Raw genomic sequence first — 14,059 nt, forward strand, 5'->3', positions numbered from 1 at the left:
GCCCGCCGCCCCGGCCCGCCCCGCCCACCCGATCGCACGCATCCGACTGGGGGACCTCCACATGACCAGTTCCGCGCCCCGGCGCACCGTCCTGGCCGCCGCGCTCGCCGCCGCGGCCGGCGCCGCCCCCCCCTTGGCCCTGGCGCACGCCGCCGACGAACCCCGCAGGACCGCCGCGGGCACCGCCGGGCCGGCGGCCCCGGACACCACCGCCGGCACCACCGCGCGCCGATCGAAGAGCCCCGTGGACTATCACGCCTGGACCACCGCCGCCGACTGGGGCCGCGGCCATGCCGAGGGCACCGCCGTCGCGCACGGCCCCCGCCCCGGCATCCGCCTCGCCCGCCCGGCCGGCACCGCCGACTACAAGGACCCGCACACCGGCCGGACCGCCGCCTGGGAGTACGCCACCTGGACCTCCCCGGTGCACGCCCTGGCGGTCCCCGCCACCGAGGTCGTCGCCTCCTGGAACGCGCACACCCCGCCCGGCACCTGGATCACCGTCGAGCTGCGGGGCACCTACAGCGACGGCACCGGCACGCCCTGGTACGTCATGGGCCGCTGGACGGCCGGCGACGGTGGCGCGGACATCCGGCGGACCTCCGTCGACGGCCAGAAGGACGGCAAGAGCAGCATCTCCACCGACACCTTCGCCGTCGACGACCCCGCCGGCGGCCTCCGGCTCGCCTCGTACCGGCTCCGCCTCACCCTCCACCGCAAACCCGGCACCTCACTCACCCCCACCGTGTGGCGGCTCGGCGCGATGGGCTCGGACCTCCCCGACCGCTTCGAGGTGCCGGCGTCCACACCCGCCCTGGCCGGCCGCGAGCTGGTCGTCCCGCGGTACTCGCAGGAGATCCACAAGGGCCAGTACCCGGAGTACGACAACGGCGGCGAGGCGTGGTGCAGCCCCACCTCGTCCCAGATGATCATCGAGTACTGGGGCCGCCGGCCCACCCGGCAGCAGCTCTCCTGGGTCAACCCCGACTACGCCGACCCCCAGGTCTGCCACGCGGCCCGCTACACCTTCGACTACCAGTACGACGGCTGCGGCAACTGGCCCTTCAACGCCGCCTACGCCGCCACCTACCGCGACCTCCAGGCCGTCGTCACCCGCCTGACCTCCCTCAACGACGTCGAACGCCTGGTCCACGCCGGCCTCCCGGTCATCACCTCCCAGTCCTTCCTGAAGACCGAACTCGACGGCGCCGGCTACGGCACCGCCGGCCATCTGATGACCGTCATCGGCTTCACCAAGGACGGCGACATCATCGCCAACGACCCGAACTCCCCCGACGACCAGGCCGTCCGCCACATCTACCGCCGCCGGCAGTTCGAGAACATCTGGCTGCGGACGAAGCGGTACGACGCAAACGGCAAGGTCAAGAGCGGTAGCGGAGGTGTCTGCTACCTCTACTTCCCGGCTAAGCCGGTACCAACTCAGCACCGGGTACTCGCGGAGCTGGGAATTCGCTGAGCATGTGCACCCCGACGGTGGCCTCGATGACCTGACGGCAGCGCTCGCTGCCGTCGAGGGTGAGGTGGCCGTACCGGCTTGATGGAGCTGTCCAGGACTTACGGAAGAGGCCGGGGGAGACCATGCCTCCGGCTTGATTCCGTACAGGGAGTCGCTGGTCGGGGCGCCGGCCTGGTTCTGGCCCAGGGCGCGGTGGCGACCGGGAATGAGGAAGGCAGCAGAGAGGATGCCCGGTCTTGGGGTGGGCAGGGCGTCGGCCGTCGCGGTCATGAGGTGCTCGGGGGCGCCCCGGCTGAAGTACGCCTGCCAGCTCGGTGCAGCAGAAGGTGGTGCACCCAGGCCGTCAGCGCGGCGAGTTCCTCAGCGTCCGCCTTGCCGTCGAGCGCCAGAACGAAGATGGAGGACGGCCCCTCCGCCCCGAAGGCAGCCGCATCGCCGGCCTCCGCGACGGAGGCCGGCGCGGTGCCTTCCGCGCGACTGGGCTCGTCGACTTCGTCGCCCTGCTGGGGCGGCTGTTCGGCGGTGAGCCGGGCGAGCGTCTCGCCCTGCTTGCGGCTTTCCGCAACGAGCTGTACGACCGTGGGGACAAGGTCGTCGAGGTCGTGGTCCGGTGTGCGTACCGGCTTGCTCTCCTGTGCGGGTTCAGACATCGACATCGATACCCCTTTGCGTGAACGTGTGAGGTGCCGAGGTTCCGGAGAAAGCACGGCTTGGCGATGCCGGAAATTTGACGCGGACGGCGCGGTAAGAGCAGCGTGCAGTGGCGGCAGGTGGTCAGGGCGGGTGATTTTCTCCTATGGGGCGATAGCGACGCCGTACGGCCCCCAGGCCCCGTACCGCCTCCGCGTCCGGGAACAGCGACAGCACCTCCGTCAGCGACGCCTCGCCGACGGGCCCCTTCCGTCCTCACCCCGTGAGCATGCCCTTCGCACCGGACAGGTGTGAGAGCCGGGCTGCTGAGGTGGGGGCGTGAGCAGCGGCGGTCCGCCCGGAGGGCCAGGCGGCAAGGAAGATCCGTGCTCGGTGGTGCGGGGCTCCGACGTCGGAGGCTCGAAGCACGCACCAGGGTGCAATGAACCGGAGGTCGGTTAGGGAGCCGAGTACGGTACCGAACACGCGCACAGCAGGCCGGCCTGTGCCCGTCTCCCGAACACCACGGGCAGGGCTCGACGTCGCCAGGGGAACCGGCGGGGAGGACAGGAGTCCTCAGACATTCTCGATCACCACCAGGCACGGGTTGAGAGCGTCGATGGCACGAACGACGTGGTGCCACAGGCCGGACCGGGGGCCGTCAGCCAGCCCGGTGCGGCGGCCGGCGACCGAGACGTCTTTGACAGGGGAAGCCGGCCGTCAGGACGCACACTGCGGGAACGGTGGCCCAGTTGATGGTCGTTATGTCGCTGAGGTTGGGCATGGTCGGCCAGGGGCAGGAAAGGATGCGGGATGCCCTGGATCGATCTCGGGGCGCCAGGCAAGCGTGCCGCCGCCCGGGGCGGACTGAACGCCCAGGTCCAGGCGGCCGCATCCGGTACGGACTCCCCGTCAACGGCGAGGCTGGCGGCACCATCAGGCCGGCGGGCATGGCGGGGCGCGGGAGTGTCGGCGAGCGGTGTCGGGCCTGGTGCGCCGGAGGCGGTAGATCCAGTTCATGTCGTTGTGGGGTCGTTCTCCGCCACGCGGAAGACGACCTCGTCCGACAGGTCATTGATCAACACCGGCAGGGCGGCAAGTGCTTGGACGTGGTCGCGAGTCGGGTAGCTCGCGCGGTGTCCCGGGAACGTAGATTTTGGAGTGCAGCCTCGTCGAACTCGCGGGCGACGGCGTACCGGGTTGAGGGGGGCGACCGTGGGAACGGGTCCTTCGACGTGGGCCGCCGGCGCGTCGCGCTCCGGTTGAAATCGGTCGGGGCGACAGAGCGGGAGGCGAAGGTGTCACCGCAGGTGGATGATCGAGGACGATGTCCTCTGTCCGGCTGCTGCAGGCGGTCCATGTTAAGAGGGCAATTCCAGCCGCTCGTACGGCCTGAGCCCCCACAACAACGACAGGGCGTTGCTTGGCGCGCATTGAGAAACCGGTGTCATGTACCACGGCGCGGTCTTCGACGGCGGTTGGCAGGCAATGGAAGCGGCCTGCCGCGTAATATCGGAATCACTTGCTCCGCAAAAGCGCAGTCCCCTCTCGCCCTGTCCGGAACGCAGCCCATCACATTCTTGGATCGGTAGCACGTGTGAACGACTGCTGCTACCGTCATTGACTGCGAGACATGGGGGGTCGGCATGACCTGACGACGCTCCTTGCCAGTTTCTCTGCCATTACCTGGTGGAGAAACCTATTCCTGTTTACGGAAGGAGTCGTAGATGGAAGACACCGAGTTCGATTTCGACCTTGAGGACATCCCCTCGGATGTATTCGAACTGGCTGACCGTGGGCTCACGGTGGAGTCGTTGACCAGCGGCCATGGGCTGGTCGAGAACGGCGCTTCGTCGCCGAGCTGCGGAAGCTCCTGTTCGTCGCTGCCGTAACCAAGGGGCGGGCGTCAGGAGCGACACCGCCCTGACGCCCGTTGGCGACGTCCCGTGGCAGGTCGGCGGAGTGGGGCCGTCCCGCGGCGTGAAGATTCTGGGCATGGGCGGGCTTCAGGCAAGGATGATGCGTGACTTCGTACTCCGTCGGGGAATCCTTTTTCGTGCGCTTCTGCGGGCTCCCGGTCTCGGTTCTGGATGAATTGACGCAGCCGCGTTCCTGGGGACTGGTCGAAGAGATTCAGGCACTGGACGAGGTATTGAATGCCGACGCCGAGACTCTGAAGGGCGCGCTGTATTCAGCGATCGGCGGGCTTGCCGAATCTGCATCCAAACCCCGACTGGTGGCATTGAGGCGCTGTGTCCACCGTCGACGGTTTCCAGCCAAAGGTGAATGGGACGCAAGCGTCGCGAGAGCCCTCCCTGGCGAAGTGGTGGCTCAAGTCGAACAGTGGCTGACACGCATGCGGAAACGCGAATCGGTCCTGGGAGAACTCTTTGCGGCCGCGGAGCAGGAAACGCACGAGGAAACGAGAAGCCTCTTCAAAGCAGCCGCCGACCCAGTGTTCCGGCATGCCCTGTCTCAGGCCAGCCCCGCCCTGCTGGACGAACTGCTGCGCCTCGACCTCGACCGCCAACCGAAGCCACGGCGGCGCACGGCCATCGGGCTGACGAAGTTCGTCTCCCGTGCGGCTACCAAGACCAGCCCGTACAGCACCTTCACCGCGACGGCCGCCGGGGCCTGGTCCGGCACCGGGCCGCTCTTCTCCTCGTCGGTCAGCGACGAGCTGCACTGCGTGCTCGAACTGGACCGCATGGTCCTGGAGCAGGTCGTCAACTCTTTGCTCGCTGACGGCGAGCCGAGCGATGCCTTGCGGATCCGGCCGAATCCCAGCCTGAACGAGCTCGACGGCCGATACACCTTCCTCGGGCGAAGGCCGGCAGAGCCGTTGGTGTCGATACGTGCCTCCCGGGAAGTCACGGAGTGCTTGAGGATCGTCGGTGACGGATGCACGGTGGAGCACCTGCACAGCACATTGGCTGCGCGTACCCCGCAGCAGTCGGCGGCGGTAGTGCGGTTTTGCGCGCAACTCGTCCGGATGGGCGTGCTGGAGTACGAATCGCCGGTGCCGGACCAGTCGGAGAGACCACTGGACGACCTCATCAGGTTCCTCGGTACCACGGCTCCGGACCGGAGGCCGAAGGTCATTCCCTTGCTGGAGTCCCTGCGCGAGAGATTTCAACAGGATTCCTCGCCCACAGCCGTCGCCCCGTACCGGGAGCAACAGCGCGTGATCTCCACGCTGATCGCCGACATCGGACAGGAGCTGGGGCTCGACTGGCCCGAGGCCGACGTTCTGCGCAAGGTCGCCTTTCACGAGAATGCCGTCAGAGTCGGGGGTGACATCAGCTGCTCGGCTCCCCATTGGCGGCCGTTGCTCGACGACTTGGACGTGCTGCGCCGCTGGCTTGCCCTGCACGATCGCATGCTGCCCGTCCGCATCGCGCTCACCGCGTATGCCGGACACCGCTTCGGTACCGGTGCGAGCGTTCCGTTTCTCGCGTTGCATGCGGCGGTGCAGACCGACCTCGCGCGCGAGGATGCGGATTGCCCGCAGTGGCTACGTCCGTTGCGTCCCTTCCTCCAACTCAGTAATCCGGTCTCGGTTGATGAGCTGGAACGGAGCCCCCTGCCCCCGTTGAGTCGGCTGCACCGACTGCGCCGCGAGTCCCTGGAAACCGTGCTGTCGGCCGAGCGGCAGGAGGACGGCGTCCTACGCACGGATCCCGCGGTTCTGACGGAACTGTCATCCCAGTGGCCCGACTGGGTCCGCACCCCGGGATCGATCGCCTGCTACCTCCAGCCGTACACCGTGAACGGGGAACTGAAGGCAGCCGTGAACACGATCAGCGGCGGATGGGGAAAGGGGCGTGCTCGATGGTCGCGTTTGCTCGACCAGGCCGGCGGGCGCATTCATGACGTGCCACGCACCGACGACGACGCGCACGCTCCGCTCCTTGCCGAGATGTCCGGCACCTTCGGGGTATCGGTGAACCTGCGGAGGGCCGTTGCCCCGTATGAACTCGACTACCCGTACACCACCAGTATGCGCCCGGGCGATGAGCGGCTCCCCCTCAACGATCTCCTCGTGCGACAGGTGCCGTCGGGGGCGACGCTCGAACTGTGGTCGCGGTCCAAGGGTCGGCGTGTCCAACCCGCGCATCTGGGCATGATGGCCGATCCGTTGCTGCCGCCTGCGGCCCGCTTGCTGTTCGCGGCGTTCGGGCAGTCGTACCTGCTGCACCCCAGCCTTTCGCTGCTCAAGCCCCGAGAGGTCGCCGAGCCCTCGGACGTCGTGTTCCAACCCCGTATCGAAGTGGGCAGGGCCGTTGTGCAACGGGCCGAATGGTCGGCCCCGATCGCGTGCGTACCGCAGGAGCGCACCGGCGAACCGGACGGTGGATATCTGTTGCGCTTAGCGGAGTGGCTCCGTGTTCATCGGATACCTCGGCGCTGCTTCGTCCGCTTGTATGCGACCGATGGTGACTGGGTGAGCCGGGTGTTCGTGAAGTCCAGGAAGCCCATGTTCCTCGACTTCGCCAGCCTGTCGATGGTGGCCGTCTTCAGGAACATGACCAAGGGGTTCAGCGGCAGAGTCGGCTTCGAGGAAGCCCTGCCCGACCCTTCCGATCCGTCTCCCTTCGAGTGCGGTGGCCCCAGAGTCGCCGAGTTCGTCGTCGAACTGACCGCGGACGGCTCCTGATGTGCCACGAACGCCGCGTGCGCGGCGGCCGTTCCTGGGTGAGTGCGCATCTCTTCTCTCAGGGCAACCTTGATCGCGTGCTGTCCGACCTGGTGGCTCCCTTGCTCGACGAACTGTGTGAGCGGCGGTGGGCGGACCGCGGGTTCTTCCTCCGGTACTGGGACGGCGGACCACATATCCGGTTGCGCGTGCTGCCCTCCTGCCAGGAGGCTGCCGCCGCGGTGCGCGGTCTCATCGAGCAGCGGTCCACCGCGTACTTCGCGCACAGCCCGGCCCCAGAGGTGCTCAGTCAGGAGGAGTATCTGCACTCCGCCCGCGAGATCGGGGCGTGGGAAGGGGTGCGGCCCACGGAGCGCATGTACGCCAATAATTCCGTGCATTTCCTGCCCTACGTTCCCGAGCATCACCGTTACGGTCAGGGCGCGACGCTGGAACTCGTGGAGGAGCACTTCAGCACATCGAGCGAGCTCGCATTGGACCTGCTACGCGGCGCGACCCGCCCCGAACAGCGTGAACTGGCCGTCCTGTGCCATCTGTTGCTCGCTTGGTTTCTCGGCGCTGAGGACGTGCGCGAGCTCGCAGGACGGCAGCTCGCCAAAATGTCCGCACGGCGCGCGCCCGGCACAGCGGAGACCATGACGGCGTCGGACGCCCGGTTCCTGCGCCGGCGCGAGCGATTGCTGACCCTCGCCGCCACCATGCGCAAAGTCGGGCGCGCATGGCCCCACATGCCGGACGACAGCAGTCTGAAGCGGTGGGCGTCTTCCGTCTCGGGCGTGGTGGACGCGCTGGGCGCGGACCCGGATGCGCCGTCAGCGGAGTCAGCGGCGGACCTCTGCGCGCACCTCTTCGCCAATCGCGTCGGGGTACGCATCGACGCCGAGGGCTCGCTGCGTTACCTGGCGGCCCGTGCCGTCACCGATCCTGCTGTATATGAGGGGGCATGATGTGGCGGAGCTTCCACGTCCATTACTACGACCACGACAAGAGCGGCCTGCTGCTGGACGCCGTCCGTCCCTTCTTGGAGCGGATAGCGCCGCAGGTGTCGGGGGCCCACTACCTCCTGCACTGGTTGCGCGGCCCGCACGTTCGAATCAATGTGGACGCTGAGCCCGAAGCGTTCGCGGCGACCGTACTGCCTGCACTGGACGAGGTGATCAGGCCATATCTGGCCGAGCATCCGTCAACCGCAGTGATCGATGCCGCCGCGCTGGAGACCCAGCACACACGCCTTGCCCAGCTTGAACATGAACCGGGCCCGATCACTCCGTTGTACGCGGACAACTCCGTCCATGAGGCCGGCTATGACCAGCGGCTGCACGTTCTCGGCAGTGTGCAGGCCGCCGACCTGCTCGCCGACTTCTACGATGCCACCACGCCGCTCGCCTTCGAAATGCTCGATCGCACGCACCGGAGGGGCAGCCCGTTGGCCGGGGTGTGCTTCGACACCATGATTGCCACGGCACATGCGTTGTCCGGCGTCGGGTTGCGGCGCGGTTTCGTGTCCTTCCGGTCGCATGCGGAAGCCTTCCTGTCCTGGTGGCCGGAGGCCGAGGGGCTGCGGCAGGGATGGGATCGGCACTACACCGCGCACGCCGGGAAGCTCGCCGCACGGGTACGCCACGTCATGCGGGCAGTGGAGTCCCCCACGCAGTCGGGAGGCCTGGTGCGCCGCTGGGTGCAGGAGGCGGCTCCCTTTTCGCAACGCGGTACCGAGCTGATGACCGCCGGTGAGCTGTCCATGGATCCGCCCTGGGCGGGCCGCTACTCCGACGACGACGAGCTGATCGCCGACATGGCACGCAAGAGCGCGTTCCACAACCGGCCCCGGCCGGCCGGCGAAGCGGTCGACCAGCTCTGGTTCGACCAGTACCGGCTGATCCTGAACTACACGTATCTGCAGTTGACCCGCTTGGGGTTGTCACCGGTGGAGCGGTTCCTGTTGTGCCACCTTGCGGCGAACACTGCAGAGGACCTGTTCGGCGTCGCGGCCGCCGACGTGCGGCTGCCCGCGCCCGGCGAATTGCTGTGCACGGCCGCGAGCTCGCGGGAGTCCTCGTGAGCCATGGGGACGTGTGTCGCCTGTACCGGCTCAAAGAGGGCGTGCACAGTGTGCGGACCGCTTCCGGCGAAGTGGCTCTGGCCGCCTGGCCGCACCTTCAGGAGGTGGGGCGACTGACCGCCGAGCAGCGATCGCTGCTCCAGGTCCTGTCCACCGACCGGTCGGCCGAGGAGCTCACCGAACGCTGTCCCCGCGATCAGGCCGAGCGGCTCCTCGCCACGCTGTCCTCGGGCGGCTGGCTGATCACCACCGTCATCTGCGGAGACCGTCCCCTGTTCAGTAGTCAGCCGCTGGTACCGCACCGAAAGCCCTTGCCTCCCGCGGAGCCGCGCCGGCTGTCCCGGTTCGCGTCGGTCCACCGGGACGGCGACGCGATCGTGGTGGAGTCTCCAGCTGCCGGGGCGGAGGTGCGCCTGTACGACAGCCGTCTCGTCGAGCCCGTCCTGACGCTGGGTGCGGCACCGCAGGAACGACCTGACGTGCCCTTGGAGGCAGTACGCCTGCTCACCGACGCGCTTGTCGACAGCGGTTTCCTCGCGACCGCGGACGAGACGAACTCCCTCAGCAGCGTCCAGTGGAGCCCCCATGAACTGACCTTTCACCACGGCAGCAGACTGCGCGGCGACCACCGGATGGGGCGGGACTTCGGCGGATCGTACTGGGCGAAGGGGCGGTTCGACGCGCCACCGGGAAAGCACCCACGGTGGCCGGGGGCGGCCATCGAGCTGCCGCGGCCCGACCTGGACAGACTCCGCGTACAGGATCCCGCGCTGACCGAGGTCATGGAAGAACGGCGCTCCGTCCGTTCCTACGACGAGGACAACCCGCTGTCCGTCGAGGAGCTGGGTGAGTTCCTCTTCCGCACGGCTCGGGTGCGGGCAACGGGGACGGACGCCGAGGGACTCGACGTTTCCAGTCGGCCGTACCCCGGGGGCGGTGCTGCCTATGAGCTGGAGGTGTACCCGCTGGTCCGCAACGTGCGTGGGCTGGACGCCGGCCTCTACCACTACGCCCCGCACGGCCACCGGCTGCGTCCGGTCCCGGCGTCGGCAACAGCCCTGCGCTGGCTGATGAAGGCGTCGGCAGCGGGCATGACCGGCGAAGCCACACCGCAGGTGCTGCTCGTCATCGCCACCAGATTCGGTCGCCTGGCGTGGAAGTACCAGGCGATGGGCTATGCGTTGACGCTCAAGCATGTCGGGGTGCTGTACCAGAGCATGTACCTCGCGGCGACAGCCATGCGGTTGGCGCCCTGTGCGCTGGGGGTGGGCGACTCGGATGCCTTCGCCGCGGCAACCGGGCTGGACTACTTCGAAGAGACCAGTGTCGGCGAATTCGCACTGGGCAGTCTGCCCGCGGCACGGAGAGAGAGCACCGGATGAGACCTCGGCTCAAGGACGACGCCTACTTCACGCGGGTGGACGAGGGCTTGGTCTGGCTGACCCCCGCCGGCTTGCTGACCGTGAAGGAACCGTCCGTCACCGCCATGGTGGAGAGACTTGCGCCACGTCTCAACGGGCGCCACACGGTGGACGAGCTCACCGCGCGCCTGCCGGAGCGGACCCGCCGTCTGATCGTCCAGCTGCTGGACGTGCTCGTCCGCCAGGGGCTGGTGGAGGACGCCCGGCCCGGCCGGACGCCCACTGCGAGTGCGGAACCGGACGAGGCCTTCGTGCAGCAGGTCACCGGTGACCCCGACGCCGCCCTCCACCGCTATCGCAACGGCAGAGCCCTGGTGATGGGGCCCGACCCGCTCCTCGCCCATTGTGTCGGGGCCCTGTCCGAAAGTGGTGTCACGACGGTGGAGAGGGTCCTCGACGCGCGCGGTGCGGCGCCGGAAGACGCCGTCCACGCCATCGTTCACGACGGCATCGACTTCGCGCTGCACCTCTTCGACTCCACGGGCCTGTCGCATGCTTCTGCCCTCGCCGGTGTCTGCGCAGAGCGTGACATACCGCTGGTCCAAGGGCTGGTCTCGGAGTCGGAGGTGCTGGTCGGGCCCTGTGTGACGGTCGACTGGGCGTCCGTGTGGCGGCGACTGTGCGCCGAGGACAGGAAGTCGTTCGAGGCGGAGCCGGGACCACCAACGGGTGCGGCCGGGCGCGTCCTGGCGAACCACCTGGTGTTCCGGCTGTTCAGGTGCGTCACGGGCGCTGCCGGACCCGAGGATCAGAGGCTCTTTTCCTTCGCCACGCGGACGTTGGAAACACGTGGTCATGATGTGCTGCCCCACTTCTCCGTCAGAACGGCGCGGCCCCAGTCCCGGGTGGATTTCGTCCGCACGGTTCGCGAGCTGCGGCAGGGGAGGGGATGCACGGAGGCCCAGTTCTCCACGCGCGCAGTCCGGGCGATCGATGCGCGGTTCGGGCCCGTCCGAGACCTGGCGGAGGACGAACTGCCGCAGCTGCCGCTCCGCCAGGCACGCGCGCTCGTTGCTGCGCCCTCCTGGGTCGATGGCCCGGTCGTGGTGACCGCCTCCGGGCCGGACTTCGCCACCGCGCGGCATCGCACGGCGCTGAAGGCCATCGGAACGTACGGCGCCATGACGGTCGACCCTCGGCGCCTGCACATGCGCAGCCGGAGGGGGGGCCGCCTTCCTGAGGAACTCGATGACGTCATCCGTGCGATCCGGGCGGGGGAGGTCGACGCCCGACTGTGGGGAATCCGTCTCGACGACGCACAACCTTGCCTGGTCGATGCGCGGGAGGCGTTCCCCGTGCTGTCCGAGGGCGGCACGCTGCCGACGGGCCTCGGCTTCGGCCTCGACTGGACGACCATGACGAGCGTCGCCGTCCTTGCGCAGTGTCGCGCCACCGTGCTCGCGGACCCGAGGGAGGTGAGGGGGCCGCAGGTTGGGCACGAGGTGATCGACACGGACCCGGTGAGCAGGCGCTACCGCCGGCTGCTCACCGCACTCGGCCACGACCTCCGGCTCATCGACCTCAGCGGGCGGGCAGGCGTGCCGACGGTGGCCGTCATGGTGAACGGCGCCGCCGTCCAGGTGAGGTGCGGACTCCGTCAGGTCGAGGCCGTCCGGGATTGCCTGGAGGCCGTGCTCGTGGCAGCGCAGTCGGGGCGACCACTCTCTTGCACCGGCCACAGGGTGCGGGAAAGCACGGCGCAGTGGTCGCCGCCGCAGGACGCGTCCTTGGACGATGCCGTCAGCGCACTGCGGCAGACCGGGCAGACGCCTGTGCTGGTCCCGCTCAACCATGATCCGGCGATGAACCGGATCACGCCCTATGTCGGGAACGTGGTGCTGATCAATGAGTAACGCGCATCAGCTCGTCAGCGTCCTGGGCGAAGGCCGACTACGCGAGGCCGTCGCGACGCATCTGGCAGCTGATCCCCGGATCAGCTGCGGCCCGCCCGACGGTCCGGCGGAGGACTCGACCGCCGTGGTCGTCGTCGCGGACGCATGGCTGGAGGATTCCGTTGCGCTGGGTCCGGACGGCGCGGCAGCAGTCCTGCCGGTGTCGACGGAGCTGGGGCATGTGGTCATCGGCCCTCTGACCAGGCCGGGAAAGCAGGGCTGTTGGATGTGCGCCCGGCTGCGCCGCAGCCGCAACCATCCAGAACGCGATCTGGCGGTCAGGCGGAACCAGCAGGCCCTGGCGAGCCGGCCATCGTCCTGGCTGACCAGCTTCGCCGCCGATGCAGTGGCCGCGCTGGTACATGACGAGATCACGGCCCTCGTGGCGGGGGCCGGGCCACGTACGGAATCGTCCTTCCTCCGGGTGTCGTTGGCGGATCTCACCGTCCGGACACACCGTGTGCTGCCCGACCCGCTGTGCCCGGTCTGTGGCGAACTGCCGGAGGACACAGCCGAGGCCGCTGTGCTGTCGCTGACGCGGCGGCTCAAGGTTGCGCCCGGTGCCTACCGCACGAGGGTCATCGCCGACGCCCGGGAGAGCCTTCTGAACACCTATGTGGACCCCGAGGCAGGGCTGGTCAGCGAGGTGCAGATGGGCGACGAGGGGGGTCTGCCGGTCGCCAAGGCTCCGCTGGCGATGCGTGCTGCCTCGGGGACCGAGGCGGGTTGGGGGCGCAGTGACAGTTACCGCGTCAGCGAGGTGACTGCCGTGCTGGAAGCGGTGGAGCGGTGGGGCGGCCTGCAGGCCGGCGGCAAGCGCACTGCAGTGCGCGCTGCCTATCGAGAGGTTCGCGAACTGGCCGTCGACCCGGTCTCGCTGGGTCTGTACGACGACGAGCGCTACGCCGCTCCGGACTTCCCGTTCACACCGTTTCATGACGGCCTCGAACTGCGTTGGGTATGGGCCTACTCCTTCCGCCGTCGGCGTGCGGTTCTGGTTCCTGAGACCTACGCGTATTACGGTGCGCATGTCCTGGAGCCGGATGAGCCGCGACTCGCGTACGAGATATCGAATGGATGCGCGCTGGGGGGCTGCATCGAGGAGGCAACTCTCCATGGTCTCCTTGAGGTCGCCGAACGGGATGCCTTCCTCATGGCGTGGTACGGGCAGCGGCCGCTGCCCGTGATCGACCTGGCCTCCGCCCACGATCCTCGGGTGCGGCTGCTTGCGGCGCACCTTGAGGAGGAGAACGACCGGACGATCACGGTCCTGGACACCACGGTTGAGCAGAACATCCCGTGCGTGTGGGCCATCGCCGTCGGCCGGCCCGGTGACACGGCGCGGGCGAGGTCGGTGTGTGCAGGGGGTTCGCACATCGATCCGGAGCGGGCGGTGCTGAACGCGCTCTGCGAACTCGGTCCGATCCTCGCGAGCGTGGACCGCTCCTACACACAGCGCCGGCAGTACGTCACCGCGATGACCCAGGACTCGCACCTGGTCCGAACGATGGGCGACCACTCTCTGCTGTACGCCGATCCGGAGGTCTTTCCCCGGCTGGCGTTCCTGTTCGCCGCGCAGGAGCGTCGCTCCTTGCGGGAGATGGCGGCGAAAAGCATCCGCATCTCTCCTGACGATCTCACTCAGGACGTCAATCGGGTCGTCGGGCGTTACCTGGAGACCGGCCTGGACGTGCTGGTCGTCGACCAGACGACGCCGGAGCACCGCCGCGCAGCTCTCGCGTGCGTCAAGGTGATCGTGCCGGGCACGATACCCATGACGTTCGGCCACGGGATGCGCCGGGTGCACGGCCTGCCGCGGCTCTTCGACGTCCCGCGTCTGCTCGGCGACCGGAGCGCGCCCACGACCATCGAGGATCTCAATCCTCACCCGCACCCGTTTCCCTGAGGACCGACGACGCC

General features: G+C 68.5%; 10 protein-coding genes. 8 read left to right on the forward strand and 2 right to left on the reverse strand.

Annotated elements, in window-relative coordinates; genetic code table 11:
- The first annotated feature begins 61 nt into the window (after window positions 1-61).
- Window positions 62-1,477, forward strand: coding sequence for a peptidase C39 family protein (locus ACZ7MX_RS10195; protein ID WP_472131102.1), 1,416 nt, complete (start codon window positions 62-64; stop codon window positions 1,475-1,477).
- Between the two features lie 266 nt (window positions 1,478-1,743).
- Here ACZ7MX_RS10195 and ACZ7MX_RS10200 read toward each other — a convergent pair whose 3' ends face one another.
- Window positions 1,744-2,127, reverse strand: coding sequence for a hypothetical protein (locus ACZ7MX_RS10200; RefSeq protein WP_472131104.1), 384 nt, complete (start codon window positions 2,125-2,127; stop codon window positions 1,744-1,746).
- Between the two features lie 556 nt (window positions 2,128-2,683).
- Window positions 2,684-2,776: a hypothetical protein gene (locus tag ACZ7MX_RS10205; RefSeq protein ID WP_472131371.1), complete on the reverse strand. Its 93-nt coding sequence runs from the start codon at window positions 2,774-2,776 to the stop codon at window positions 2,684-2,686.
- A gap of 1,058 nt (window positions 2,777-3,834) precedes the next feature.
- Here ACZ7MX_RS10205 and ACZ7MX_RS10210 point away from each other — a divergent pair.
- From ACZ7MX_RS10210 to ACZ7MX_RS10240, 7 genes are all read left to right on the forward strand, one after another.
- A complete protein-coding gene (locus ACZ7MX_RS10210) occupies window positions 3,835-3,999 on the forward strand; it encodes a thiomuracin/GE37468 family thiazolyl RiPP peptide (protein ID WP_327227894.1) in 165 nt (54 codons plus the stop codon).
- A 131-nt stretch (window positions 4,000-4,130) separates the two neighbouring features.
- Window positions 4,131-6,764 (forward strand): lantibiotic dehydratase, encoded by a 2,634-nt coding sequence (locus ACZ7MX_RS10215; protein ID WP_472131106.1) that lies wholly within the window; start codon window positions 4,131-4,133, stop codon window positions 6,762-6,764.
- A complete protein-coding gene (locus ACZ7MX_RS10220; protein ID WP_472131108.1) occupies window positions 6,764-7,711 on the forward strand; it encodes a thiopeptide-type bacteriocin biosynthesis protein in 948 nt (315 codons plus the stop codon). The genes ACZ7MX_RS10215 and ACZ7MX_RS10220 overlap by 1 nt, the downstream gene beginning before the upstream one ends.
- A complete protein-coding gene (locus tag ACZ7MX_RS10225; RefSeq protein WP_472131110.1) occupies window positions 7,708-8,826 on the forward strand; it encodes a thiopeptide maturation pyridine synthase in 1,119 nt (372 codons plus the stop codon). Before ACZ7MX_RS10220 ends, ACZ7MX_RS10225 begins: the two co-directional genes overlap by 4 nt.
- Window positions 8,823-10,208 (forward strand): SagB/ThcOx family dehydrogenase, encoded by a 1,386-nt coding sequence (locus ACZ7MX_RS10230; protein WP_472131112.1) that lies wholly within the window; start codon window positions 8,823-8,825, stop codon window positions 10,206-10,208. Before ACZ7MX_RS10225 ends, ACZ7MX_RS10230 begins: the two co-directional genes overlap by 4 nt.
- A gap of 290 nt (window positions 10,209-10,498) precedes the next feature.
- On the forward strand, window positions 10,499-12,100 hold the full coding sequence (locus ACZ7MX_RS10235) for a hypothetical protein (protein ID WP_472131114.1): 1,602 nt from the start codon (window positions 10,499-10,501) through the stop codon (window positions 12,098-12,100).
- 124 nt (window positions 12,101-12,224) lie between these two features.
- On the forward strand, window positions 12,225-14,045 hold the full coding sequence (locus ACZ7MX_RS10240) for a TOMM precursor leader peptide-binding protein (RefSeq protein ID WP_472131115.1): 1,821 nt from the start codon (window positions 12,225-12,227) through the stop codon (window positions 14,043-14,045).
- Window positions 14,046-14,059: the final 14 nt, after the last annotated feature.

The organism is Streptomyces sp. NPDC107765, from assembly GCF_055657085.1.

Coding starts and splice junctions, on each gene's coding strand:
- ACZ7MX_RS10210 (WP_327227894.1), top strand. CDS start 3,835: ATGGAAGACACCGAGTTCGATTTCGACCTTGAGGACATCCCCTCGGAT.
- ACZ7MX_RS10225 (WP_472131110.1), top strand. CDS start 7,708: ATGATGTGGCGGAGCTTCCACGTCCATTACTACGACCACGACAAGAGC.
- ACZ7MX_RS10195 (WP_472131102.1), top strand. CDS start 62: ATGACCAGTTCCGCGCCCCGGCGCACCGTCCTGGCCGCCGCGCTCGCC.
- ACZ7MX_RS10220 (WP_472131108.1), top strand. CDS start 6,764: ATGTGCCACGAACGCCGCGTGCGCGGCGGCCGTTCCTGGGTGAGTGCG.
- ACZ7MX_RS10200 (WP_472131104.1), bottom strand. CDS start 2,127: ATGTCTGAACCCGCACAGGAGAGCAAGCCGGTACGCACACCGGACCAC.